Here is a 24,499-nt window from a genome sequence, read left to right as displayed (position 1 = left end):
AACCTATCGGATCCGCCCCGCGAACAGGGCGAACAGGAGCGGCACGGCGGACACGACCATGAGCACCGTGCCGAACACGGCGTCGTCGGCGCGGATCACGGCGCCCGCGACGAGCAGGGCGCCGAACAGCACGGCGGCCACCAGGCGCCGGCCCGTGCGCTCGAGGCGTGCCACACGTCGCTCGAGCGCCGGGTCCGAGACCGTGATGCGGCCCTCCTCGATGCGGGTCGCGAGCGTGTCGAGCCGCTTCGGCAGGCCGACGGCGATGCGGGCGATCTCGAGGGCCTGCTTCGCGACGTCCTGCACGACGTCGCCGCGCTCGTCGCGGATGAGCTTGGTCGCGTACGGCTCGATCGAGTCCCACAGGTTGAAATCCGCGTCGAGCGCGCTGCACACGCCGGAGGTGAGCGACATCGCTCGGATGATGAGCAGGAAGTTCTCGGGCAACTGGAACGGCAGCGAGCGCACCACGTGCCCGAACTGCTCGGCGAAGTCGCGGAACTCGCGGGGATCCACCTCGCGCAACTCGGCGAACCCCATGCCGCCGAACCGGGCGAACAGCTGCGTCATCGCCCGTTCGAGCTCGCCCGTGTCGGCCGACGGCAGGAGCACCCCGACGTCGCGCACCGCGTCGACGAGCCCGGTGCCGTCGCGGGAGGCCGCCGCGATGAGCAGCTTCCGCAGGCCGCTGCGGGTGCCGGCGGGCACCTCCCCCATCATTCCGAAGTCGATGAACGTGAGCTTCCAGGATGCCTCGCTCCCGTCGACGATGGGCGTGACGAAGATGTTCCCGGGGTGCGGGTCGGCGTGGAAGAACCCGTTCGTGAAGAGCTGGTCGAACATGATCGCGGCGAACACGGGCGCCACCTCGGCCGGATCGATGCCGGCCGACGCGAGCCCCGCGGCATCCGTGACCTTGATGGCGGTGACGTCCTCGAGGGTGAGGACCCGACGGGTGGTGCGCTCCCACGCGACGACGGGCACGCCCACTCGGCGGTCGCCGGCGAAGTCCGCGGCGAAGCGCTCCGCGTTCGCGGCCTCGTGCAGGTAGTCGATCTCCTCGAGGCTCGTGTGCGCGAACTCCTCGACGAGCGCATGCGTGTTCACCCGGTCGGAGACGAGGCGAACATGGCTGAGCCAGCCCGCGACCTTGCGCAGCGCCGCGAGATCGACGTCGACGATGCGGTCGATGCCGGGCCGCTGCACCTTCACGACCACGGCGTCGAGGCCCGAGTCCGCCGCCTGCTGCGGCGCGAGCCGGGCCCGGTGCGCCTGGCCGAGGGATGCCGCGGCGATGGGCTCGACGTCGATGGAGGCGTAGGCGCGCTCGAGGGGCATGCCGAGCTCGGCCTCGGCGAGCGCGCGGATCGCGTCGAACGGCACCGGGGGCACCTCGTCCTGCAGCCCGGACAGCTCCGCGGTGATCTCGGGCGGCAGCACGTCGAGGCGGGACGACATGAACTGCCCCACCTTGATCATGAGCCCGCCGAGATCGACCGCGAGCACGTGGAACCTGCGGGCGAAGCGCCGCATGCGCTCGGCCCTCGTGCGCTCGGCGACCCGGGCGAGGCCGATGCGCGGGAGGAACAGCTCGTACCACCAGGTGACGGCGAGGTTCCACCCCGCGAACCGCAGGATGCGGCGATAGCGCGCGCGGGTGTCTCGGGCGCGGGGCAGTGCATCGCCTCGATCCCGAGGAACGGATGCCACCCGCGTCAGTCCTGGGCGAGGATCGAGTAGAGGCGGCGCCGCGTCTCGTCGAGCGCGGCGACGGCCTGCTGCACCTGTTCGGGCGTGCCCGTGCGACCGACCTGGGCGGCGGCCTGCGCGAGTTCGAATCCAGCCTTCGGCAGGGCCGAGCGGCCCGTGGCGTCATCGGCGGCCTGGGGGGTCCACGGCGCCGAGCCGCCGTCTTCGGCGACGGAGGCTCGGCCCGCGTCGGTGAGCGAGTACGTCTTGCGGCCGTTGGACTCCTCGGCGCTGATGAGGCCCTCGTCGGCGAGCATCTGGAGGGTGGGATAGACCGAGCCGGCGCTCGGCTTCCATGCGCCGCCGCTGCGCTCCTCGATCTCGTGGATGATCTGGTAGCCGTGCATCGGCTGCTCGGCGAGCAGGGCGAGCACGGCCGCGCGCACGTCGCCGCGCGCGACGCGGCTGCCGGCCCGCTTCTCGAACGAGGAGCGCAACTGCTCGAAGGCCTGCCAGATGCCGTCGGCGGGGATCGCGCCGCCGAAGCCGCTGGGGAATGAACCGCTCATGACCACCTCTTCCGTTCGGTGAACGATACTCGACGATATAACGCGACGGCCGTGAGCGATAGGGGGCGACCGCTCGCGGACGCACGCTCGCGGGCGATAGCGTCGAACCGGCGCACCGCGCCGCACGGAGGAGGACCGGCATGGAAGACGTCGACACGATCGTGATCGGCGCGGGCGTCGCGGGCCTGACCGCCGCCCGCCTCCTCACGAGGGCCGGGCGCAGCGTCGTCGTCCTCGAGGCACGCGACCGCATCGGCGGCCGGGTCTGGACCGACCGCTCCGACGGCGAGGCCACCGACCTCGGCGCCTCGTGGATCCACGGCATCACCGGCAGCCCGGTCGCCGCCGCGGCCGAGGCATTCGGCATGCCGACCGCGGAGTTCACCGTCGGCGGGTACCAGCCCGACAGCCGCCCCATCGCCTATTACGGCCCCGACGGCGATCGACTGCCGGATGCCGCGGCACGGCGTTTCGCCGACGACGTCCGCGCCGTCGATGCCGAGCTCCTCGGGGTGGTCGCGGCATCCGCCCCGCTCGCCTCGTACCGCGACGTGACCGAGATCGCGCTGGCGCGCCTGCACTGGGATCCCGAGCGCACCCGGCGGGTGCGCGAGTACCTCGAGCACCGCTCCGAGGAGCAGTACGGCGCGTGGATCGAGGACCTCGCGGCGCACGGCCTCGACGACGACTCCATCGACGGCGACGAGGTCGTCTTCCCCGACGGCTACGACCGTCTCGCCGAGCATCTCGCCGAGGGCCTCGACGTGCGCCTCGAGCACGTCGTCACGCGCGTCCGCTGGTCCGGCGACGGGGCGAGCGTCGCCACCGAACGCAGCGGCGCCTTCACGGCGAACCGGGTCGTCGTGACCGTGCCCGTCGGCGTGCTCCGCTCCGACGCGTTCGAGATCGACCCCCCGCTGCCCGAACCCGTCGCCGGCGCGCTGAGCCGGCTCGAGATGAACGCGTTCGAGAAGATCTTCCTCCGCTTCCCGACGAGATTCTGGGACGCGGGGGTCTACGCGATCCGCCAGCAGGGCGCCGAGGGTCGATGGTGGCACTCCTGGTACGACCTCACCGACCTGCACGGCACGCCCACGCTGCTCACCTTCGCCGCCGGGCCCGCGGCCGAGGCCACCCGCGACTGGTCCGACGAGCGGGTCGTCGAATCCGTGCTCGCACAGCTCAAGAGGCTGTACGGCGACCGCGTCGAGCAGCCCGCACGGGTGCACCGCACCGCCTGGCAGGACGACCCCTTCGCGCGCGGCTCGTACGCGTTCATGACCCCCGGGTCCACCACCGACGACCACGACGCGCTCGCGACCCCGGTCGGCGGGGTCCTCCATCTCGCCGGGGAGGCGACCTGGACCGACGACCCCGCGACCGTCGCCGCCGCGATGTTCTCAGGGCACCGGGCCGCCTGCGACATCGTCGGGAGCGACCTGCCGATCGACGGGCTCTGGGTCTGAGACCGCCGCACGACCACGACCCGAGGAGCCGCGCATGACCGACGACACGACCGTGACCGACGCCGACCTCGAGTGGCTGCGGCGATGCGTCCGGCTCGCCGCCGACGCCCGTGCCCGCGGCGACCACCCCTTCGGATCACTCGTCGTCGCCCCCGACGGCCGCACGATCGAGGCCATGAACACCGTCGTCACGCAGCACGATCCGACCGGTCACGCCGAGACGAACGTCGTCCGCGCGGCCGCTGCCGTGCTCACGGCCGAGCAGCTCGCCGGGAGCACCCTCTACACGAGCACCGAACCGTGCGCGATGTGCGCGGGCGCCGTCTACTGGAGCGGCATCCCCCGCGTCGTCTACGCCCTCGGCGAAGACGGGCTCCGCGACCTCGTCGCCGAGCAGGAGGGCGTGCCGACCATGGCGCTCCCCTGCCGCGAGGTCTTCGCCCGCGGCGGCCGAACCGTGGCGGTCGCCGGCCCCGCCGCGCTGCCCGAGGCATCCGCCGTCCACGACGGCTTCTGGGGCTGACACGGCCGACTACCAACCACGCCGGAAAGACGATTTCGATGGAAGAGCGGTGAGCGCTGACGATTCAGTCGAGTCCGATCGCCACTCACCTGATCTTCGGTTAGGCCATCCGTTGCCGGATCGCGTCCGCTAACGGGACGAGTTCATCGTCGAGAATCTCGACGATGAGCACCGGCAAGATGCGGAAGTACTCGTGCACGACCACATTTCGCAACCCCGCAATCGCCGGCCACGGCACATCGGGCATGGCAGCGACCTCGTCCTCCGGCAATGCCTTCACAGCCTCGCCGATGACGGCGACATTCCTCAGCACGGCGTCATACGCCTCGACGCGAGCTCGCGATCGTCACCGCCGAGATAGCGTCGGTACCCGAGACACCGATCAATGGCGCTCAGGATGTCGTCGTACCGTTCGTCGACCGAACGGCTCACAGTGCGACCAGATCCCGGTGGGCAGTCGAGGAAACAGGCTCACGCAGCAACGCATCCGCGACGACGTCCACCCGTACACCGAGAATACGACCGAACTCCTCACCGATGCCTGCGACTCTCAGCAATGGATTGCCCGCATCCGGATCAAGATCCACCAGAACATCGACATCGCTATCGGCACGCGCATCACCGCGCGCCACGGACCCGAACAACCGCGGATTGCGCGCCCGATACCGGCGCAACACCTCACCGAGCGCGTCACGGTTCGCCGCGATCGCAGCCCGCACCACGCCGCTCTGCTCAGACAACGACCCCATAAGGTCAGGCTACCGCTCTCCTCACCCCCTGGCTGCAGGCGCGCATTCTCAACTGCGCGCGGAATGCAGCAGGCACCTTCCAAGGAATTCAGTCTCCAGAAACGCCGGGGGGACTCACTCGAAGACAACCCGCGACATCTGGAGCGAGAGCGCTCCCGATCGGTGCTGAGAAGCTGAAAACGATGGGTTTCCGATGGGAGGATCAAATTCCTTAACCTCAAATGTCCCGGAAACCCTTGAGTTTCCGGGACATTCTGGTCGGGCTGACAGGATTTGAACCTGCGACCCCTTGACCCCCAGTCAAGTGCGCTACCAAGCTGCGCCACAGCCCGATGCTCTCGAACTCGTCGAAGGCAACTTGACCATCATAGCGGCATCCGAAGGGGTGCTCGAACACACGGCGCGTGCGGGGCCCGGGCTCCGCTTCCGCGGTCGCATCGGTGCCGCACGTCACACACCCATATCCGATTCATAGCCGTTTCCCCTAGGCTCGTCGGAGTCGCCCTCGAGGCGGCGAGTCCGCCCGTCGGCAACCGTCCCCGCCCCCTCTCCGAAGGAATCTCGTGTCGAACAACGTCACCGCCCCCAAGCAGTCCACGCTGAACCTGCCCGCCATCCTGCTCTGGGTCGTCGCGGTCGCGGTCACCGTTGCCGGCGCACTCCTCCTGATCAACGGCAACGCGGCGCAGGTCGACTTCTACACGACGCAGGGTTCCGACTACGCGACGTACCTCAACAACATCTCGATGTCCACGATCGGCGGTCTCCTCCTGACCGCGGGCATCATCGGCATCCTCGTCGCGCTCGCGACCCACGCGCGCAACCGCGCCGCGGCGATCCAGGCGCAGACGGCTGCGGCCGAGTTCGAGGCGGTCTTCGGCGACCTCGACGGCGACGGCTTCGAGGAGCTCGACCTCGTCGTCGACGAGGCCGACGTCGAGATCCCGGTCGACGCCCCCGCGCCGGCCGCCGCGGCCGCCGCTGCGGCACCTGAAGCACCCGCAGCGCCGACCGCTCCTGCAGCGCCGGCGGCTCCCGAAGCGCCGGCTGCGCCTGCAGCTCCCGAGGCGCCCAAGAACTGACGTACGCGCACGAGCGCGCCCGCGGGTCCTGCACCCGCAGCCGAAGGGCGGTGACCAGCCGGTCACCGCCCTTCGGCGCGTTCCAGGCCGTCGCACACGCGTCGGCCGCGCGATCATCAGGGCCGCGGAGCGATGAGCAGCGGATGTCGCACCCGCGCACTATCGTGGCGGCATGTCATCCGAGGTCGCCGCCGCCAGCCCGCTCGAACTCCGCGTCCTCCCGGCGCAGCAGGTGCCGTTCGCCGATATCGAGACGGTGTTCGGCACGCGGGGCGATCCGGCCGGGTGCTGGTGCCAGTGGTACAAGATCCCGGGCAGCGACTGGCGCGAGTCGCCGGCCGAACTCGCGGCTCGGCTGCGCACCCAGATCCAGACGTCCGACCGCGGTCCGGGTCTCGTCGCCTACGACGGCGAGACACCAGTGGGCTGGTGCGCCGTCGAACCGCGCCCGGCACTCCCCCGGCTGCAGCGCAAGCGCATCGTGGCGAACGGCTCCGACGAGCCCGACTTCGACGACGACTCGGTGTGGGCGGTCTCCTGTTTCGTCGTGCGGCGCGCGCATCGACGCCGCGGGGTCGGCGCAGCCCTTGCCGAAGCGGCGGTCGTGTACGCGCGCGAGCAGGGTGCGCGCGTGCTCGAGGCCTACGCGGTCGACCCGTCCGCACGCGCGAAGCCGCCCGCCGCCGACCTGTTCCCCGGCACGGTCACGATGTTCGAACGCGCCGGCTTCGTCGAGGTCTCACGGCCGACCCCGAGCCGGGCGGTCATGCAGGTGCGGTTCGACCGAGCCTGAGGCCCGCGGGCGAGCAACCCTCGGCGAACGGGCGAACGGCCGCGCACCGGTATCCGAAGGACCGATGCACGGCCGTCGACGGCCCGCGGCGAATCAGCGTTGACGCTTCTCGCGCACGCGCATGTTGATCACGATGGGCGAGCCCGCGAAGCCGTAGATCTCGCGCAGACGTCGCTGGATGAACCGGCGGTAGCCCGGGTCCAGGAACCCGGTCGTGAAGAGCACGAATGTCGGCGGCCGGCTCGCGGCCTGCGTGCCGAACAGGATGCGGGGCTGCTTGCCGCCGCGCACCGGGTGCGGGGTCTCCTGCGTGAGTTCCGTGAGGAACGCGTTGAACTTGCCCGTCGCGATGCGGGTGTCCCAGGACTCGAGGGCGGTCTCGAGGGCGGGCACGAGCTTCTCGAGGTGACGGCCCGTTCGCGCCGAGATGTTGACGCGAGGCGCCCACGCGACGTGGTGCAGGTCCTTCTCGATCTCGCGCTCGAGGTAGCGGCGCCGGTCGTCGTCGAGCAGGTCCCACTTGTTGTACGCGAGCACGAGTGCGCGGCCCGACTCGAGCACGAGGTCGATGATGCGCACGTCCTGCTCGGAGATCGGCTGCGAGACGTCGAGGAGCACCACGGCGACCTCGGCCTTCTCGAGCGCGGCCTGGGTGCGCAGCGACGCGTAGAAGTCGGCGCCCTGCTGCAGGTGCACGCGACGACGGATGCCGGCGGTGTCGACGAACCGCCAGATCTTGCCGCCGAGCTCGATCTGCTCGTCGACGGGGTCGCGGGTCGTGCCCGCGAGTTCGTTCACGACGACGCGCTCCTCGCCGGCCGCCTTGTTCAGCAGCGAGCTCTTGCCCACGTTCGGACGCCCGAGGATCGCGACGCGGCGCGGTCCGCCGAACTCGTCCTTCGCGACCGCGGAGACCTGCGGCAGCACCTTGAACACAGCCTCGAGCATGTCGGCGACGCCGCGCCCGTGCAGCGCGGACACCGGGTGGGGCTCGCCGAGGCCGAGGTTCCACAGCGCGGCGGCCTCGGACTCCTGCCGGGCGTCGTCGACCTTGTTCGCCACGAGGAACACGGGCTTCTTCGTCTTGCGGAGCAGGCGGACGACGTGCTCGTCGGTCGAGGTGGCGCCCACCGTGGCGTCGACCACGAAGAGCACGACGTCGCAGAGTTCGATCGCGACCTCGGCCTGCGCGGCCACCGATGCGTCGATGCCCTTCGCGTCGGGCTCCCACCCGCCGGTGTCGACGAGCGTGAAGCGACGGTCGAGCCACTCGCCCTTGTAGGAGACCCGGTCGCGGGTGACACCCGGCGTGTCTTCGACGACGGCCTCGCGGCGGCCGAGGATGCGGTTCACGAGCGCCGACTTGCCGACGTTCGGGCGGCCGACGATCGCGACCACCGGCAGCGCCGGCAGGTAGCGGATGCCCGCCTCGCCCTCTTCGGAGTGCTCGAGCACATCGAGGTCGTCGTCGTCGAGGTCGTAGTCGGAGAGTCCCGATCGCAGCGCCGCGGCGCGCTGATCGGCCAGCTCGTCGTCGACGTCGGCGAGGCGGTCGGCGAGTCCTTCGTCGACGACGGACTCGTCGTCGTACTCGTCGCGCTGGTCGGTCATGGGTGTCTCCTCAAAGTCTGCGGGCGCGTCTGATCGAGATGCGCCCCGCTCTATTCAATCAGTGACCGGCTGGATGTTCCTGATGACGCCGATGACGGCGTCGACCGTCTGGTCGAAATCGAGCTCGGTGGAATCGACCGTGGTCACGCCCTCGGCAGCCGACATGAACTCGACGACCTTCGAATCGGCTTCGTCGCGCTTGCGGATGGCATCGCCGACGTGCTCGGCGGACGAGCCGACGAGTTCGGCGGAGCGACGCGCGGCCCGAACCTCGGGCGAGGCCGTCAACAGGATGCGCACGGGAGCGTCGGGTGCGACGACCGTCGTGATGTCGCGGCCCTCGACGACGATGCCCGGTCGGGCCTCGCCCGCCATGCTGCTGCGGAACAGCTCGATGAGATGCGTGCGCACGTCGGGCACGCGGGCCACACGACTGACGACCGCCGAGATCTCGGGGTCGCGGATCGCAGTCGTCACGTCGACCTCGCCGACGTGCACGGCATAGCCCGCGGGGTCGGTGCCGATGCGGTAGTCGAAGCTCGCGAGCGAGGCGACGACGGATGCCGCGTCGTCGGTGTCGACCCCGGATGCCTGCACGTGCCAGGCGAGCGCCCGGTACGCGGCGCCGGTGTCGAGGAACCCGTAGCCCATGCGACGGGCGACCTCCTTGGACACGCTCGACTTGCCGCTGCCGGCGGGACCGTCGATCGCGACGACGACGGGGATGTCGGGTGAGGACACGTTCAACCTGCAATCCGCCAGCCGCGCGCGGCCAGCTCGTCGGTGAGGCGCTCCTGCACCTCGGGGAGCACGAAGATCTCGGCGAGGCCGACCTGGGCGCCCGGCGAGTGCTCGAGGCGCAGGTCCTCGAGGTTGACGCCGGCGTCGCCGACGTCGTTGAAGAGTCGGGCCAGCTGGCCGGGTCGGTCGTCGACCATGACGATGAGGCTCGCGTACCGGCGATCGACGCCGTGCTTGCCCGGCAGGCGTTCGACGCCGGTGTTGCCGCCGAAGAGCTCCTCGGCGATGCGGCGCCGCGCACCCGGCGCGTCGAGATCGACGAGCGCGTCGATGAACCGGTCGAGGTCGTCGCGGTAGCCGCGCAGGATCTCGATGACGGGCGCCGCGTTCTGCCCGAGGATCTGCACCCACAGCTCGGGATCGCTCGCCGCGACGCGCGTGACGTCGCGGATGCCCTGCCCCGCGAGGTTCACCGACGCGTGCGGCGCGTCGATGAGGCGGCGCGCCATGAGCGTCGACACGATCTGCGGCACGTGCGACACCAGGGCGACCGCGCGGTCGTGCTGCTCGGGCGTGAGCTCGACGAGCGTCGCGCCGAGGTCGAGGATGAGGTCGTCGACCACCGCTGCATCGCGGTACGAGATGCCCGGATGCCCCGCCACGACCCAGGGCCGGCCGACGAACAGATCGGCGCGGCCAGACATCGGCCCGCCCACCTCGCGCCCGGCCATCGGGTGCGTGCCCACGTACCGGGCGACGTCGGCGCCGCGCGCGACGAGGTCGTCGTGGATGGCGAGCTTCACGCTCGCGACATCCGTCACGATCGCGTTCGGGAACGCCGCGAGCTCGGAGGCCACGACCTCGGCCGTGACGTCGGGCGGCACGCACACGACCACGAGCTGCGGCTCGTCGCCGGGCGCCGCCGGGCGGCCCGCGCCGTAGTCGGCGGCGATCGCGAGATGCGTCGGCGACGCGTCGGCGAGGAGCACCTCGACGCCCTTGGCCCGCAGGCCCAGTCCGATGCTCGCGCCGAGCAGGCCCACGCCGACGACGCGGACGGGCCCGACGAGACGGGATTCGCTCACGACGCCCCCTCGGGGTTCGCCTCGCCGTCGCCGCGGGCCCGGCGTGCGGCATCCGCATCTCTCGAGATGGTGAGCAGCAGTCCGCGCTCCGAGTCGGTGAGCTCGCGCATGACGCCCACGCGGAGCGTGCCCAGGTGCAGGGGTCCGAAGCTGCGACGCACGAGGTCGACGACCGGATGCCCCACCTCGGCCAGCATGCGCCGCACGATGCGGTTGCGACCCGAGTGCAGCGTGAGCTCCACGATGGAGTGGCGGTCGTCGCCCTGGTGCTGGCGCACCTTCGCCCGATCGGCGTGGATGGGGCCGTCGTCGAGCTCGACGCCCTGCTTGAGCCGCTGGATCGTCTGCGGGGTGACCCGCCCCTTGACCTTCGCGATATACGTCTTCTCGACGCCGAACGACGGGTGCGCGAGCACGTGCGCGAGGTCGCCGTCGTTCGTGAGCAGCAGCAGCCCGCTCGTCTCGCCGTCGAGGCGCCCCACGTTGTAGATGCGCTCCTCGATCTCGTCGGTGAACTGCCGCAGGTCGGGTCGGCCCTGCTCGTCGCGCATCGACGAGACCACGCCGCGCGGCTTGTTCAGCATGTAGTAGCGCTTGTCGGGGTCGAGCTGGACCGCGACGCCGTCGACCGCGACGAGGTCGGCCTCGGGGTCGACGCGGCGCCCGAGCTCGGTCACGACCTCGCCGTTCACCTCGATGCGCCCCTCGACGATGTACTGCTCGACCACGCGTCGGCTCGCGACGCCCGCGGCCGCGAGCACCTTCTGCAGGCGCACCCCCTCGGCGGGGGCCGCCCAATCGTTCGCGATGCGGCCGTCGGCGCCGCCCTCGCCTGCGTCGGTGCCGTTCGTGTCAGTCACGGTCGAATCCTTCCTGGCCGTCGTCGAGCAACGGGGAGATGTGGGGCAGCTCGTCGATCGAGTTGACGCCGAGGTTGGTGAGCAGCAGCTCGGTGGTGCCGTAGAGGATCGCGCCGGTCTCGGCGTCGGTGTCGACCTCGGTGACGAGGCCGCGCCCGAGCAGGGTGCGCACGACCGAGTCGACGTTCACGGCGCGGATCGACGCGATCTGCGACCGCGAGATCGGCTGCTTGTACGCGATCACCGAGAGCGTCTCGAGTGCCGCCTGCGAAAGTCTCGTCGACGACTGCGCGATCACGAAATCCGACACGAGCTGGTCGTAGTCGGTGCGCACGTAGAAGCGCCACCCGCCGCCGACCTCGCGCAGTTCGAAGGCGCGGCGGATGCCCCGTGCCGCATGCTCGTCCTCGGCGACGTCCGTTCGCGGCTCGCCCGAACCGCCCGTTCCGTCGTAGTCGGCCCGCAGGCGTGCGATCGCGGCGCGGATCTCGGCGACCGGGCGCTGCACGGCCGCGGCCAGGTGCACGACGCTCTGCGGCTCGTCGGCGATGAAGAGGATCGCCTCGAGCGCACGGTCGAGATCCAGCCTGGCCTGACCCGGGACGTCGAGCTGGGTGACGATGGAGAGCTCGGGGCCCTCATCCGCCGGTCGAGGAGGGCGCTCAGCGCCCGTCTCGAGACCAGCCCCACCCGCGTCGACCGCGTCGGTCGAGACATCCGTCTCTTCGATCTCACTCGTCATAGTCGGCCCCCAGGCTCTCGAGGTTGGCGTCGGACCACGTCTCGGCGGCCCAGTGCAGGGTGAGTTCGCCGAGCGGCTCGATCTGGTCGAAGCCGATCGCGGCGTGGCGGTACAGCTCGAGCACGGCGAGGAATCGCGCGACCACCACGCCCGGCCTGGTGACGCCCGCGATGAGCTCGCGGAAGCTGACCGGTTCGCCGCCGCGCAGCACCGACACGACGTGCGCGGCCTGCTCGCGGATCGAGACCAGCGGCGCGTGCAGGTGCGTGAGCCCCACGACCGGGATCTCGCGGGGCGTGAGCGCGAGCGCGGCGAGCGCCGCGAAGTCCTCGGCGCTGAGCGTCCAGCGCAGTTCGGGCGCCCGCCGTCGGAACTTCTCTTCGAGACGGACCGTGCGCGGATGCCGCGTACCCTCCGCCTCGAACCGCCCCTCGAACCAGCGCGCCGCCTCCTTGAACGCCCGGTACTGCAGCAGCCGCGCGAAGAGCAGGTCGCGGGCCTCGAGCATGGCCACGTCCTCGGCGTCGACGAGCTCGCCCTGCGGCAGGAGCCCCGCGACCTTCAGGTCGAGCAGCGTCGCGGCCACGACGAGGAACTCCGAGGCTCGATCGAGTTCTTCGGCGGAGTCGACGCCGCGCAGGTACGAGATGAACTCGTCGGTGACCGCCGAGAGCGACACCTCGGTGATGTCGAGCTCGTGCTTCGCGATGAGCGAGAGGAGCAGGTCGAACGGCCCCTCGAAGTTCGTCAACGCGACGCGGAACCCGGCCTCCGGGGCATCCGGCGCATCGGATGCCTCAGGCGCGTCTGATGCCTCGCCGGCGACGGCCTCCGTCGTGGTCGACGCCTCGGCGCCATCGCCGGCGCCGCCGTCGGGCGCGCGCTCCCCCGAGACCGGAACGGCCTCAGGCGACCGCGCCACGGAAGACCAGCTCCCTCGCGAGCTGACGGTACGACTTCGAGGCCTGGTGCTCGGGCGCGAACTCGGTGATGGGGGTCGCGGCGACCGTCGCATCGGGGAACTTCACGGTGCGCGTGATGACCGTCTCGAGCACGTCGTCGCCGAACGCGTCGACCACGCGGTCGAGCACCTCGCGCGAGTGCAGCGTGCGAGCGTCGTACATCGTCGCGAGGATGCCGTCGAGCGTGATCGCCGGATTCAGCCGGTCGCGCACCTTGTCGATCGTCTCGATGAGCAGCGCGACACCGCGCAGCGCGAAGTACTCGCACTCGAGCGGGATGACGACGCCGTGCGCCGCGGTGAGCGCGTTCACGGTGAGCAGTCCGAGCGACGGCTGGCAGTCGATGAGGATGACGTCGTAGTCGGCGGAGACCTTGCGGAGCACGCCTGCGAGGATCTGCTCGCGGGCGACCTCGTTGACGAGGTTGATCTCGGCGGCCGAGAGATCGATGTTGCCGGGGATCACGTCGAGACCCTCGACGCTCGTGTGCTGGATCGCGTCGACCGGGTCGATCGCGCGCGAGAGCAGCAGGTCGTAGATGGTGGGCACGTCGTGCGTCTGCACGCCGAGGCCCGCCGAGAGCGCGCCCTGCGGGTCGAAGTCGACGGCCAGCACGCGTCGACCGTATTCGGCGAGCGTCGCCCCGAGGTTGATCGTCGTCGTCGTCTTGCCGACGCCGCCCTTCTGGTTGCAGAGGGCGATGATGCGGGCCGGACCGTGCGAACGAAGCGGCTTCGGCTCGGGGAACTCGCGATGGGGACGACCGGTCGGACCGAGCTCCTGCACAGGCGAAGCGATTCCGTCTGCAGCGTCGCGCGTCTGGTTGGTCACGTGTGGTCTCTCTCCTGCCGCCTGCCGGCCGCTCGTCTTGCGAGTTGCTTGGTCGATTCTAGCGAGCGCGCGGGTGGGCCGACGTGTACATCTCCCGGAGTGTGTCGGCCGTGACGAGCGTGTAGATCTGCGTGGTCGCGACCGAGGAGTGACCGAGCAGCTCCTGGACGACCCGCACGTCGGCCCCGCCCTCGAGCAGGTGCGTGGCGAACGAGTGCCGAAGCGTGTGCGGCGACACCGGACCCGTGAGCCCGGCGCGATCGGCGGCGTCGCGGATCACCTCCCACGCGGTCTGGCGCGACATCCGCCGGCCGCGCACGCCCAGGAACAGCGCGGGCGTCGCCGAACCCCGCACCGAGAGCATCGGGCGGGCGCGCACGAGGTACGCCTCGAGTGCGGCCCGCGCATACGAGCCCAGCGGGACGATGCGCTGCTTGCCGCCTTTGCCGAAGAGCCGCACGACATCGCCGTCGACGAGGTCGTCGACGTTCAGGCCGATCGCCTCGGACACGCGGGCGCCCGTCGCGTAGAGCACCTCGAGGAGCGCCGTGTCGCGCAGGTCGACGACATCCTCGCCGCGAGCCGCGACGAGGAGGGCCTCGACGTCCTCGACGGAGATCGCCTTCGGCAGCCGCATCGGCAGCTTCGGCGGGCGCAGTTCACGCGAGACATCCGTCTCGATCACCCCCTCGTCGGCGAGGAACCGGTGCAGACCGCGCACCGTCGAGATGATACGCGCCACCGACGACGAGGCGAGCGGCGGCACGCGCTCCCCGCCGAGGAAGCGGATGAACCGCGAGAGGTCCTGCTCGCCGACCGCGGCCGGACCGACGAACCCCTCGGCCTCGAGCCACGCGGCGTAGATCGCGAGGTCGCGCCGATACGACGCGACCGTGTTGCGTGCGAGCCCCCGCTCCACCGCGAGGTGCCGCAGGTACGTCTCGACGTCGTTCGCGCCCTGCACGGGGGTCCCTGCTCAGCCCTGCTCCGCCGACGCCCGATCAGTTGTCGACGCGGCGCCTCGGATGCGCGGGCTCGAGCGCGCGGGCCACGGTGCGTTCGCCACGCCGAGGCTCTGCCATCCTCGCGACCGGGCCGCCTGCGCGGCGAGCACGGAGATGACGAGCGACGGGTTCTGCACGCGCCGGGCGAGCACCGCGTCGACGCATTCGTCGAGCGGCACCCACCGCATCTCGATGTGGGCCTCCTCGTCTTCGCGGGCGAAGACCTCGTCGGTGGCGGTCAGGCCACGGGCGAGGTAGATGCGCAGCGCTTCGTCGCTGCCGCCGGGCGAGGTGAAGAAGTCGGACAGCACCGACCACTCGGATGCCACGAGGTCGCCCTCTTCGGCGAGTTCGCGCTGGGCCGCGGCGAGCGGGTCCTCGTCGGCGACGTCGAGGAGTCCTGCCGGGATCTCCCACCCACGCGTGCGCACGGGATGCCGATACTGGCGGATCAGGAACGCGCGGTCGTCGTCGTCGAGCGCGAGCACGGCGACGGCGCCGGGGTGGTCCATGAAGTCGCGGACGATCGGACCGTCGCCGAGGTCGAACGTCTCACGGCGGATGTCCCACACCCGGCCCTCGAACGCGAGCTCGCTCGACGACACGGGCACCTGCACCGGTTCGTCGGCGAGCGGCCCGTCGCCGGGCCGGCCGCCGCCGAGGAGATCAGGCATTCGCGTCGTCGAAGAGCAGGCTGGCGCTCTGCCGGTCGAGTGCGGCCGCGACGAGGCCCCGGAACAACGGGTGCGCCTGGTTCGGGCGGCTGCGCAGCTCGGGGTGCGCCTGCGTCGCGATGTAGTACGGGTGCACGTCGCGCGGGAGCTCGACGAATTCGACGAGGTGCCGGTCGGGCGAGGTGCCCGAGAACACGAGACCCGCCTCGGAGATCGGGTCGCGATAGGCGTTGTTCACCTCGTAGCGGTGACGGTGCCGCTCAGAGACGAGCGTCGAGCCGTAGACCTCGGCCGCGATCGATCCCTCGGCCAGCGCCGCCGGGTACAGCCCGAGCCGCATGGTGCCGCCCAGGTCGCCGCCGGCGATGATCTCGACCTGCTCCTCCATGGTCGCGATGACCGGGAACTCCGTGTCGGGATCGAACTCGCTCGACGAGGCTCCGGCGAGGCCGACCACGTTGCGCGAGTACTCGATGACCATGCACTGCAGGCCGAGGCAGAGCCCGAGCGTCGGGATGCCGTTCTCGCGCGCATAGCGCAGCGCTCCGAGCTTGCCCTCGATGCCGCGCACGCCGAACCCGCCCGGCACGCAGATGCCGTCGAGCCCCGAGAGCTGCTTGTGCGCACCCTCGGGGGTCTGGCACTCGTCGGACGGGATCCACTCGATCTTCACCTTGGCGTCGTTGGCGAAACCGCCGGCGCGAAGCGCCTCGGTGACCGAGAGGTAGGCGTCGGGAAGGTCGATGTACTTGCCGACGAGCCCGATGGTGACCTCGTGCTTGGGGTCGTGGACGACGTCGAGCAGGCCGCTCCAGCCCGACCAGTCGACGTCGCCGGCCTTGCCGTCGAGGCCGAGCGCGTCGATGAGGTAGGCGTCGAGGCCCTGGTCGTGCAGCATCGTCGGGATCTCGTAGATCGAGGGCACGTCGACCGCGTTCACCACGGCACCCTCGTCGACGTCGCACATGAGCGCGATCTTGCGCTTGTTCGCCTCGGTCACGGGCCGGTCGCTGCGCAGCACGAGCGCGTCGGGCTGGATGCCGATGGAACGAAGCGCCGCGACGGAGTGCTGCGTGGGCTTCGTCTTCTGCTCGCCCGACGCACCCATGTAGGGCACGAGCGAGACGTGCACGAAGAACACGTTCTTGCGCCCGAGCTCGTGGCGCACCTGACGCGCCGACTCGATGAACGGCTGCGACTCGATGTCGCCGACAGTGCCGCCGATCTCGGTGATGATGACGTCGGGCTTGGGCGACTCGGTGGCCTGCAGCCGCATGCGTCGCTTGATCTCGTCGGTGATGTGCGGGATGACCTGCACGGTGTCGCCGAGGTACTCGCCGCGCCGTTCCTTGGCGATGACCGTCGAGTAGATCTGCCCGGTCGTGACGTTCGCGGCCTGGCTGAGGTCGATGTCGAGGAATCGCTCGTAGTGACCGATGTCGAGGTCGGTCTCGGCGCCGTCGTCGGTCACGAAGACCTCGCCGTGCTGGAACGGGTTCATCGTTCCGGGATCCACGTTCAGGTAGGGGTCGAGCTTCTGCATCACGACACGGAGACCGCGCGCGGTGAGCAGGTTGCCGAGACTGGCTGCTGTGAGCCCCTTGCCCAACGAAGAAACGACACCACCGGTCACGAAGATGTGCTTGGTCGTGTCGTCTGAGTTCTGTGCGCCTGACTGCGCTGTTCCGCGTTCTTCCACCACGGGCTTATAGTCTAAGCCACGTTTGCTGTGACTGGGCTCGACATCCTGCACGCGCTCCCCCTTCATCGTTCGCCCGACGTCTGCGCCGGGCGGTGTTCGGTCGGTGTTCAGCCGGTTCTCGCCCGTTCAGAGGCGAGTTCGAGCAGTTCGCGCGCATGTGCGACGCCGCTGTCGGACTCGGCGAGTCCCGACAGCAGTCTGGCCATCTCGGCTTCGCGCTCGCCGCCCTCGAGCCGGCGCACGCTCGACTCGGTGACCCTGCCGTCAGTGCCCTTGATGACGCTGAGGTGGTTCGTGGCGAACGCCGCCACCTGGGCGAGGTGGGTCACGACGATGACCTGCGAGCGTTCGGCGAGGCGCGCCAGCCGTCGGCCGATCTCGATCGCCGCGGCACCGCCGACGCCGGCGTCGACCTCGTCGAAGACGAAGGTCGGCACGGGATCCGTACCGGCGATGACGACCTCGATCGCGAGCATGACCCGCGACAGCTCGCCGCCCGAGGCACCCTTCGAGACCGAACGAGGCTCGGCGCCGGGGTGCGGCTGGAGCAGGATCGAGACCTGATCGCGCCCGTGCATGGCCGGCTCGTGGTCGGCGTCCACGAACACCGAGAGCCGCGCGTCCGGCATGGCGAGCGCCGCGAGCTCGACGGTCACGTCGGCGGCGAGCCGCCCGGCCGCCTCGGTGCGCAGCCCGGTCATCACGCCCGCCAGCCGGTCGACTTCGGCCGCACTCGCCTCGACCGATGCCGCGAGCTGCTCGATGCGCTCGTCATCGCCGTCGAGTTCGACCAGCCGCAGCCCGCCCGTGCGGCGGAACTCGAGGACTTCGTCGAGCGACGAACCGTGTCGTCGGATGAGCGAGGTCAGCTGCGCCCGACGTTCTTGGACGATCTCGAGATCGCGGGCGCCGTCGGCGTCGAGCCCGGCGATGTACCCGGCGAGCTCGGCGGCCGCGTCGGCGAGGAGGAAGCCGGCGTTCTGCAGGACCTCGGCGATCGGGGCGAGAGCGGTGTCGTGCTCGACGACCCGTTCGAGCTGCCGCTTCGCGCCGTCGACGAGCGCGACGGCGTCGGGCGCGTCGTCGACGACCTCGTCGGCGGAGATGAGGGCGTGCGCCTGCGCCGCGGCGAGCCGCAGGTCTTCGAGATTCGACAGGCGGTCGGACCGTTCGCCGAGCTCGACGTCTTCGCCCGGTTGCGGGTCGACGGCCTCGACCTCGTCGAGGGCCTCTCGGAGCTCGGCCGCTTCACGCAGGCGCGCATCGTGCGCCGTCGTGAGCTCCTCGAGCTCGGCGGCCTCGGCGTGCCACCGTGTGTAGACCTCTCGGTATTCGGAGAGCGCGGCCTGCAGTTCGGCGCCCGCGAACCGGTCGAGCGCGTCCCGCTGAGCGACGGCGGATCTCAGCCGCTGCTGATCGGCCTGACCGTGCACGACGACGAGGTCGTCGCCGATCTCGGTGAGCACGCCGATCGGCGCGCTGCGACCGCCGACGACGGCTCGGCTGCGCCCCTCGGACGACACCGAACGGCCGAGGAGCAGTTCGCCGGCCTCGATCTCGCCCCCGGCCTCGGCGACGCGTTCGGCGACCGCGCCGTCGTCGGCGACGAACCAGCGCCCCTCGACCCAGGCCTGCTTCGCGCCGGACCGCACCGCCCCGGCATCGGCCCTGGCGCCGAGCAGGAGTCCGAGCGCCGTGACCACCATCGTCTTGCCCGCGCCGGTCTCGCCGGTCACCGCGGTGAATCCGGGACCGAGCGGCAGCGTCGCCTCCGCGATCACGCCGAGGTCGCGGATGCCGAGTTCGTCAATCACGCCCCACCGGCCCTCGCCACCCGCTGACGGGCAATTCGAACTTGTTCACGAGCCGGTCGGTGAAGGGCGCCTCGTGCAGGCGCGCGAGACGCACCGGAACGGGCGATCGGCGGACGACGACGCGGGCACCCGCCGGAAGGTCGAAGGTGCGGCGGCCGTCGCACCAGATGACCGCCGAGGTCTCGGTGCGCTGCAGGACCTCGACCGCGAGCGACGATTCCGCGGCGACGACGAGCGGCCTGGCGAAGAGCGCGTGCGCACTGAGCGGCACGAGCAGCAGCGCCTCGAGCCCCGGCCAGACGATCGGCCCGCCCGCGGAGAATGCGTAGGCGGTCGAACCCGTCGGCGTGGACATGACCACGCCGTCGCACCCGAAGGAGGAGAGCGGGCGGCGGTCGACCTCGATGACGACCTCGATCATGCGCTCGCGCTCGGCCTTCTCGACCGAGACCTCGTTCAGCGCCCAGCTCTCGTAGACGATCTGCTCGCCGATCTTCGCGCGCACCGAGAGCGTCATGCGCTCTTCGACCGTGTAGTCGCGCGCCAGAGCACGCTGCACGGTATACCCGAGATCGTCGCGTTCGCTCTCCGCGAGGAATCCCACATGCCCGAGGTTCACGCCGAGCAGCGCGATCGGATGCTCGCGGACGAGCTCCGCTGCGCGCAGGATCGTGCCGTCTCCGCCGAGGACGATGACCAGTTCGATGAGCTCGGGATCGGTCTCCTCGAGCCGACGCACCGCGCCGTTCAGCTCGGGCACGAAGTCGTGGACGTCGTTCCACTGCTCGTCGGCGATGACGGGCACGGCGCCTGCTGCGATGAGCTGGGCGCACACCTCTCCGGTCGCTTCGAGCGCGGTGTGCCGGCCGGTGTGGGAGACCACGAGGAAGTGGCGTGCTTCGTTCACTCGGCGACGCCTCCCGTCATCTGCTCGACCCGACGCATCCATTCTGTCGGATTCGTCCCGCCTCCGGCGGCGAGATGCACGAGGTACTCGTGATTTCCACGCGTTCCGGCGATTGGGGAGGACATGACGCCGCATGTGCCGACGCCGAGGTCGTGAGCCGCCCAGAGCACGTTCGCGACGGCCTCCGAGCGGAGCGCGGCGTCGTGCACGATGCCTTCGCGAACTCCTGAGCGGCCGACCTCGAACTGGGGCTTCACGAGCAGCACGAACGCCGCGTCGTCTTCGGCCGTCGCGACGAGCGCCGGCAGCACCGTGGTGAGCGAGATGAACGAGAGGTCGGCGGTGACGAGCGACGGCGGCTCGGCCGTGCCGGTGAGCGCGGCCAGGCCGGCCCGGTCGAGGGAGCGCACGTTGCAGCCTTCGACCAGCACGAGCCCGGGGGCTCCGTACAGCTCCGCGGCGAGTTGGCCGTGGCCGACGTCGACCGCGAGCACGCGACGGGCGCCGCGCTCGAGCAGCACCTGGCTGAATCCCCCGGTCGATGCGCCGGCATCGAGCACGACCTTCTCGGACGGGTCGACCCCGAAGCCGTCGAGGGCGGCGATCAGCTTGTGAGCCGCGCGGGAGACGTAGTGATCGGATGCCGCCACCGCGAGCTCGCGTCGGTCGTCGACCTTGAGCGAGGGCTTGAGCGCGGGGCGACCGTCGACGGTCACGAGGCCGGCCGAGATGAGGGTCGACGCGTGCGTGCGCGAGCGCGCGAGCCCTCGCTGCGCGAGCGCGGCGTCCAGACGCTGTTCCGGCATCGGTCAGTCGGCCCGCCGGGCGGGGTCGGAGTGCTCGAGCTCCGCGCGGAGCCGTTCGGCGAGTGCGAGGTAGGCGGGCGCGCGCTCCTCGAGGGGAAGACGCTCGATCGCCGCGATGGCGTCGCGTGCCGCTTCGGATGCCTCGGGCGTCCCGTCGTCGATGCTCACCCCACCACGCTACCCGAGCCCCGCGACAGCGCGGCGGGCAGCGCCGCAGAACCCGCGACGCCGAGCGCGAACACCGGCGCTGCGCCGCCCGTGGTCAGGCGTAGAGCGACGGCGGCACCTCGAGCACGTGGATCGCCTGGCCGGAACGCCAGATCGCCGCGCAGGCCGCCCGGAGCAGGTCGAGGTCGTCGTCGCCCTCCGATTCGATGAGCACGCGCCGACCGTCGACGCGGACGCGCGCACGACCGACCCGCACCGCGCCGCGCACCTCCTCGGTCTCGGGGTACGGCTCGTGCAGCCCCCTGAGGTCGCGCACGATGTAGTCGGGACGGCTGGCCGCATCCGCCGCGAGCACCTGCTTGGCCCGATCGATGCCCGTGAGCACGAGCGCGCTGGTCATGCCGGCGCGGTTCGCCCCGAGGATGTCGGTGTCGAGCCGATCACCGACCACGAGCGGCCGCTCGGCGCCGAACCGGCGCCGAGCCTCGTCGAAGATCGGCGTCTCGGGCTTGCCCGCCACGAGCGGGAGTCGTCCGACCGCCGTGTGCACGGCCGACACGAGCGTCCCGTTGCCGGGCGCGATACCGCGCGCGACCGGGATCGTCCAGTCGGTGTTCGTCGCGATCCACGGGATTCCCGGCGCCTCCGACCCCGGACCTCCGGTGGCGTTCAACGCGAAGGACGCCTCGGCGAGGTCCTTCCACCCGACCTCGGGCGTGAATCCCTGCACGAGCGCGTCCGGCGCATCGTCCGCTGAGCGCGTCACGCGGTAGCCGCGCTTCTCGAGCTCGACGACGATGCCCTCACCGCCGACCACCATCACCAGCGATCCGGCTGCGACCTGCTCGTCGAGCAGGCGCATCGCCGCCTGCGGCGAGGTCACCACGTCGGCGGGTTCGACATCGAGCCCGAGCTCGCTGAGGTGGCGGGCCACGGATGCATCGCTTCGCGACGCGTTGTTCGTGATGTACCCGACGGCCATGCGCCGCTTCGCCGCCGAGAGGCTCTCGACGGCGTGCTCGATCGCGCCGGCTCCGGCGTAGACGACGCCGTCCAGGTCGGCGAGGACGGCATCGGCGCCGTCGAGCGGCGCCGATGCGACGGACTTCTGGCGGAACAGCCCCACTCCGCTACGCCTGGCCTTTGTCGTCGCCCTCGGCGAGCACCGCGCGCACGTCGTCTTCGAGCACGTCGCCGGGATCGCCGAGGTCGTCGTCCTCAGCCGCAGCGACCTCGGTCTCAGGTGCCGCCTCGGCGTCGTCGTGCTGCGAACCGGATGCCTCGCCCTCGTCGAACGTGGATGCTTCGCCTGCATCGGCATCGCCGGCCGGCGCATCGACCGCGTCCGCGTCCGCGACCGCGTCGTTCGCGACCGTCTCGTTCGCGACCTCGGCCGCGACCGGACTCCGGTCCACCTCGAGCTCCGGTTCGAGCTCGACCTCGTAGATCTCGACGAGGTCGAGTTCCGGGCCGCCGAGGGCGGCTTCCGCCCGGGCCGCGCGCGCTCGCCAGGCGGCGGCCTCGTCGGCGCGACCGAGTTCGTCGAGCACCTCCGCGTAGGCGGAGAACAGCGCCGGGCTGTAGCTGAATGCGCGGTCGGGGTCGAGCTGCGGAATCTCGAGCTCGGCCAGGGCGAGCTCGGCTTGGTCGAGGTCGAGCCGGGCTCCCGACATCGCGATCGCGAGGCCCACCTGCACGGCCGGGGGAAGTTCGCTGCGATCGACCGCGCGGCCCACCTCGAGAGCTCGGTCGGGCCGGCCGACGCCGCGTTCGCTGTCGACCAGGAGCGGGAGCTGGTCGTTGCTGCCCGAGATGCGACGGTACGTGCGGAGCTCGCGCAGCGCGAGGGCGAAGTCCCCGGTGGCGTAGGCCGTGATCGCGAGCGTCTCACGGACGACGGCGACGCGACCCGCGCGGCGACCCGCCGACTGGGCGTGCTGGTGTGCGAGTTCAGGATCGTCGTCGAGGTACAGGGATGCCGCGACGAGGTGCCGTGCGACCCAGTCCGCGTTCTCCTTGCTGAGCGTCTTCAGTTCGGCGCGGGCCCCCTTGTCGAGGTCGCGAGCCTCGATCGTGTCGGGGATGAAGGGGTCGTCGTGACGCGGTCGTACGGCGAGGTTGGCGGCACCGGGCGAGTCACGGCGACCCTCGTCGCGCTTCTCGTACGGACGCTTGCTGTCCCGATCACCGTACGGACGCTTGTTGTCCCGATCACCGTACGAACGCGGCGCACCATCACGCTTCTCGTAGGGACGCTTGTTGTCCCGATCACCGTACGGACGCGACTGACCGTCACGCTTCTCGTACGGCCGCTTGTTGTCCCGATCACCGTACGAACGCGGCGCACCATCACGCTTCTCATACGGACGCGACTGACCGTCACGCTTCTCGTACGGCCGCTTGTTGTCCCGATCACCGTACGAACGCGGCGCACCATCACGCTTCTCATACGGACGCGACTGACCGTCACGCTTCTCGTAGGGACGTTTGTTGTCCCGGTCACCGTACGAACGCGGCGCACCATCACGCTTCTCATACGGACGCTTGCCATCCCGGTCATCACTCCGACGGGGAGCATTGCCATCGTTCGCGCCACGTCCGCTGCGCTGCGGTCGCCCGTCGCCCCGGGGTGCGCTACTGCGCTGCTCTCCCCTGTTCGTGTCGTCGTTCGTGTCGCTCACGATGTTCCCGTCGTCTGTGAAGTTTGGTTCCGAACAACCGTATCGGTGGTTGTGGTGGTTGGGGTGTTAAATGCAGGAAGGCCACCCGTTGGGGTGGCCTTCCTGGTAATGGTTGTCCGGCGGTGTCCTACTCTCCCACAGGGTCCCCCCTGCAGTACCATCGGCGCTGTCAGTCTTAGCTTCCGGGTTCGGAATGTGTCCGGGCGTTTCCCTGACGCTATGGCCGCCGAAACTCTTGCCACATCCTGCACCGGTCCCTGCCGGTCGTTTGCCCGGGGGTGGTGGGTGTGTAGTTTCGTGAACTCCCGTCCCAGGGATGCGTGTCGCATGCCCGGGGTTGGGTGTTGTGTTCGTTGTTGAGTTGTCTGTTGTGTTTCCGTCTGTTGGGAACCACAGAGTGGACGCGAGTCATCAGGCCACACACACGCCTTTTACGTGAATGCACTTTCGTGTGTGTGTAGTGAGTTTTCAAGTTATCGGCTTATTAGTACCGGTCAGCTCCGACAGTCGTTAGTCCTGTCTTCCACATCCGGCCTATCAACCCAGTCGTCTGGCTGGGAGCCTCTCCCCCAATGGGGATGGAAATCTCATCTCGAGGCCGGCTTCCCGCTTAGATGCTTTCAGCGGTTATCCATCCCGAACGTAGCTAACCAGCGGTGCTCCTGGCGGAACAACTGGCACACCAGAGGTTCGTCCAACCCGGTCCTCTCGTACTAGGGTCAGATCCTCTCAAATTTCCTGCGCGCGCAGAGGATAGGGACCGAACTGTCTCACGACGTTCTAAACCCAGCTCGCGTACCGCTTTAATGGGCGAACAGCCCAACCCTTGGGACCTACTCCAGCCCCAGGATGCGACGAGCCGACATCGAGGTGCCAAACCATGCCGTCGATATGGACTCTTGGGCAAGATCAGCCTGTTATCCCCGAGGTACCTTTTATCCGTTGAGCGACAGCGCTTCCACAAGCCACTGCCGGATCACTAGTCCCGACTTTCGTCCCTGCTCGACCTGTCAGTCTCACAGTCAAGCTCCCTTGTGCAC

The 24,499-nt window shown here is 70.2% G+C and carries 24 protein-coding genes, 1 tRNA gene and 2 rRNA genes; 4 read left to right on the top strand and 23 right to left on the bottom strand.

The genetic code is table 11. The features are described from left to right. Window positions 1–3: 3 nt before the first annotated feature. Both GQQ92_RS14615 and GQQ92_RS14610 read right to left on the bottom strand, forming a co-directional pair. Complete coding sequence (locus GQQ92_RS14615; RefSeq protein ID WP_157000038.1) at window positions 4–1,710, bottom strand: ABC1 kinase family protein; 1,707 nt, start codon at window positions 1,708–1,710, stop codon at window positions 4–6. Window positions 1,711–1,715: 5 nt separating this feature from the next. Beyond that, window positions 1,716–2,258: a PadR family transcriptional regulator gene (locus GQQ92_RS14610; protein WP_157000037.1), complete on the bottom strand. Its 543-nt coding sequence runs from the start codon at window positions 2,256–2,258 to the stop codon at window positions 1,716–1,718. A gap of 140 nt (window positions 2,259–2,398) precedes the next feature. Here GQQ92_RS14610 and GQQ92_RS14605 point away from each other — a divergent pair, with 140 nt between their 5' ends. Both GQQ92_RS14605 and GQQ92_RS14600 read left to right on the top strand, forming a co-directional pair. Then, window positions 2,399–3,724, top strand: coding sequence for a flavin monoamine oxidase family protein (locus tag GQQ92_RS14605; protein WP_157000036.1), 1,326 nt, complete (start codon window positions 2,399–2,401; stop codon window positions 3,722–3,724). Window positions 3,725–3,758: 34 nt separating this feature from the next. Then, a complete protein-coding gene (locus tag GQQ92_RS14600) occupies window positions 3,759–4,247 on the top strand; it encodes a nucleoside deaminase (protein WP_157000035.1) in 489 nt (162 codons plus the stop codon). A gap of 100 nt (window positions 4,248–4,347) precedes the next feature. Here GQQ92_RS14600 and GQQ92_RS14595 read toward each other — a convergent pair whose 3' ends face one another. The 3 genes from GQQ92_RS14595 to GQQ92_RS14585 all read right to left on the bottom strand — a co-directional run bounded on the left by GQQ92_RS14595 (window position 4,348) and on the right by GQQ92_RS14585 (window position 5,328). Beyond that, window positions 4,348–4,560, bottom strand: coding sequence for a HepT-like ribonuclease domain-containing protein (locus tag GQQ92_RS14595; RefSeq protein WP_157000034.1), 213 nt, complete (start codon window positions 4,558–4,560; stop codon window positions 4,348–4,350). Window positions 4,561–4,675: 115 nt separating this feature from the next. Then, window positions 4,676–4,996, bottom strand: coding sequence for a nucleotidyltransferase family protein (locus GQQ92_RS14590; protein ID WP_157000033.1), 321 nt, complete (start codon window positions 4,994–4,996; stop codon window positions 4,676–4,678). A 255-nt stretch (window positions 4,997–5,251) separates the two neighbouring features. Beyond that, window positions 5,252–5,328: transfer RNA gene (locus tag GQQ92_RS14585), tRNA-Pro, on the bottom strand. 231 nt (window positions 5,329–5,559) lie between these two features. Here GQQ92_RS14585 and GQQ92_RS14580 point away from each other — a divergent pair. Both GQQ92_RS14580 and GQQ92_RS14575 read left to right on the top strand, forming a co-directional pair. Continuing rightward, window positions 5,560–6,078, top strand: coding sequence for a hypothetical protein (locus tag GQQ92_RS14580; protein WP_157000032.1), 519 nt, complete (start codon window positions 5,560–5,562; stop codon window positions 6,076–6,078). Between the two features lie 172 nt (window positions 6,079–6,250). Beyond that, the gene (locus GQQ92_RS14575; RefSeq protein ID WP_157000031.1) at window positions 6,251–6,871 is read left to right on the top strand and encodes a GNAT family N-acetyltransferase; all 621 of its coding nucleotides are present in this window, start codon (window positions 6,251–6,253) and stop codon (window positions 6,869–6,871) included. Window positions 6,872–6,964: 93 nt separating this feature from the next. Here GQQ92_RS14575 and der read toward each other — a convergent pair whose 3' ends face one another. The 18 genes from der to GQQ92_RS14485 all read right to left on the bottom strand — a co-directional run. Further along, complete coding sequence (gene der / locus GQQ92_RS14570) at window positions 6,965–8,482, bottom strand: ribosome biogenesis GTPase Der (protein ID WP_157000030.1); 1,518 nt, start codon at window positions 8,480–8,482, stop codon at window positions 6,965–6,967. A gap of 54 nt (window positions 8,483–8,536) precedes the next feature. Beyond that, complete coding sequence (gene cmk, locus GQQ92_RS14565; protein ID WP_232057718.1) at window positions 8,537–9,229, bottom strand: (d)CMP kinase; 693 nt, start codon at window positions 9,227–9,229, stop codon at window positions 8,537–8,539. Further along, window positions 9,226–10,308, bottom strand: a complete 1,083-nt coding sequence (locus tag GQQ92_RS14560) for a prephenate dehydrogenase (protein ID WP_157000029.1) — start codon at window positions 10,306–10,308, stop codon at window positions 9,226–9,228. Before GQQ92_RS14560 ends, cmk begins: the two co-directional genes overlap by 4 nt. Next, a complete protein-coding gene (locus GQQ92_RS14555; protein WP_157000047.1) occupies window positions 10,305–11,117 on the bottom strand; it encodes a pseudouridine synthase in 813 nt (270 codons plus the stop codon). Before GQQ92_RS14555 ends, GQQ92_RS14560 begins: the two co-directional genes overlap by 4 nt. 43 nt (window positions 11,118–11,160) lie before the next feature. Continuing rightward, window positions 11,161–11,910 (bottom strand): SMC-Scp complex subunit ScpB, encoded by a 750-nt coding sequence (gene scpB / locus GQQ92_RS14550; RefSeq protein WP_157000028.1) that lies wholly within the window; start codon window positions 11,908–11,910, stop codon window positions 11,161–11,163. Next, window positions 11,900–12,661, bottom strand: coding sequence for a segregation and condensation protein A (locus GQQ92_RS14545; protein ID WP_232057720.1), 762 nt, complete (start codon window positions 12,659–12,661; stop codon window positions 11,900–11,902). Before GQQ92_RS14545 ends, scpB begins: the two co-directional genes overlap by 11 nt. 154 nt (window positions 12,662–12,815) lie before the next feature. After that, window positions 12,816–13,703 carry a ParA family protein gene (locus GQQ92_RS14540; protein ID WP_157000026.1) on the bottom strand — a complete coding sequence of 296 codons (888 nt, stop codon included), beginning with the start codon at window positions 13,701–13,703 and terminating at the stop codon, window positions 12,816–12,818. 58 nt (window positions 13,704–13,761) lie between these two features. Continuing rightward, complete coding sequence (xerD, locus tag GQQ92_RS14535; RefSeq protein WP_157000025.1) at window positions 13,762–14,667, bottom strand: site-specific tyrosine recombinase XerD; 906 nt, start codon at window positions 14,665–14,667, stop codon at window positions 13,762–13,764. Between the two features lie 12 nt (window positions 14,668–14,679). Further along, window positions 14,680–15,381: an NUDIX domain-containing protein gene (locus tag GQQ92_RS14530; RefSeq protein ID WP_157000024.1), complete on the bottom strand. Its 702-nt coding sequence runs from the start codon at window positions 15,379–15,381 to the stop codon at window positions 14,680–14,682. Beyond that, window positions 15,374–17,149 carry a CTP synthase gene (locus GQQ92_RS14525; protein WP_157000023.1) on the bottom strand — a complete coding sequence of 592 codons (1,776 nt, stop codon included), beginning with the start codon at window positions 17,147–17,149 and terminating at the stop codon, window positions 15,374–15,376. The genes GQQ92_RS14530 and GQQ92_RS14525 overlap by 8 nt, the downstream gene beginning before the upstream one ends. A gap of 41 nt (window positions 17,150–17,190) precedes the next feature. After that, window positions 17,191–18,897, bottom strand: a complete 1,707-nt coding sequence (gene recN, locus GQQ92_RS14520) for a DNA repair protein RecN (RefSeq protein WP_157000022.1) — start codon at window positions 18,895–18,897, stop codon at window positions 17,191–17,193. After that, a complete protein-coding gene (locus GQQ92_RS14515; protein WP_372493396.1) occupies window positions 18,890–19,804 on the bottom strand; it encodes an NAD kinase in 915 nt (304 codons plus the stop codon). The genes recN and GQQ92_RS14515 overlap by 8 nt, the downstream gene beginning before the upstream one ends. After that, window positions 19,801–20,610: a TlyA family RNA methyltransferase gene (locus GQQ92_RS14510; protein WP_157000020.1), complete on the bottom strand. Its 810-nt coding sequence runs from the start codon at window positions 20,608–20,610 to the stop codon at window positions 19,801–19,803. Before GQQ92_RS14510 ends, GQQ92_RS14515 begins: the two co-directional genes overlap by 4 nt. Window positions 20,611–20,613: 3 nt before the next feature. Further along, window positions 20,614–20,778 (bottom strand): hypothetical protein, encoded by a 165-nt coding sequence (locus GQQ92_RS14505; protein WP_157000019.1) that lies wholly within the window; start codon window positions 20,776–20,778, stop codon window positions 20,614–20,616. A 94-nt stretch (window positions 20,779–20,872) separates the two neighbouring features. Then, the gene (locus tag GQQ92_RS14500) at window positions 20,873–21,904 is read right to left on the bottom strand and encodes an HAD-IIA family hydrolase (protein WP_232057717.1); all 1,032 of its coding nucleotides are present in this window, start codon (window positions 21,902–21,904) and stop codon (window positions 20,873–20,875) included. Window positions 21,905–21,908: 4 nt separating this feature from the next. Next, window positions 21,909–23,459 (bottom strand): primosomal protein, encoded by a 1,551-nt coding sequence (locus GQQ92_RS16885; protein ID WP_232057716.1) that lies wholly within the window; start codon window positions 23,457–23,459, stop codon window positions 21,909–21,911. Window positions 23,460–23,573: 114 nt separating this feature from the next. Continuing rightward, a 5S ribosomal RNA gene (rrf, locus tag GQQ92_RS14490) occupies window positions 23,574–23,690 on the bottom strand. Window positions 23,691–23,923: 233 nt separating this feature from the next. Continuing rightward, window positions 23,924–24,499: ribosomal RNA gene (locus tag GQQ92_RS14485) — 23S ribosomal RNA — on the bottom strand; the annotation flags it as partial.

This window comes from Agromyces terreus (assembly GCF_009749465.1).
Classification (GTDB): Bacteria; Actinomycetota; Actinomycetes; order Actinomycetales; family Microbacteriaceae; genus Agromyces; species Agromyces terreus.
Note: the sequence above shows the minus strand (reverse complement) of the source record. Positions and strands in the feature narration are given on the sequence as shown.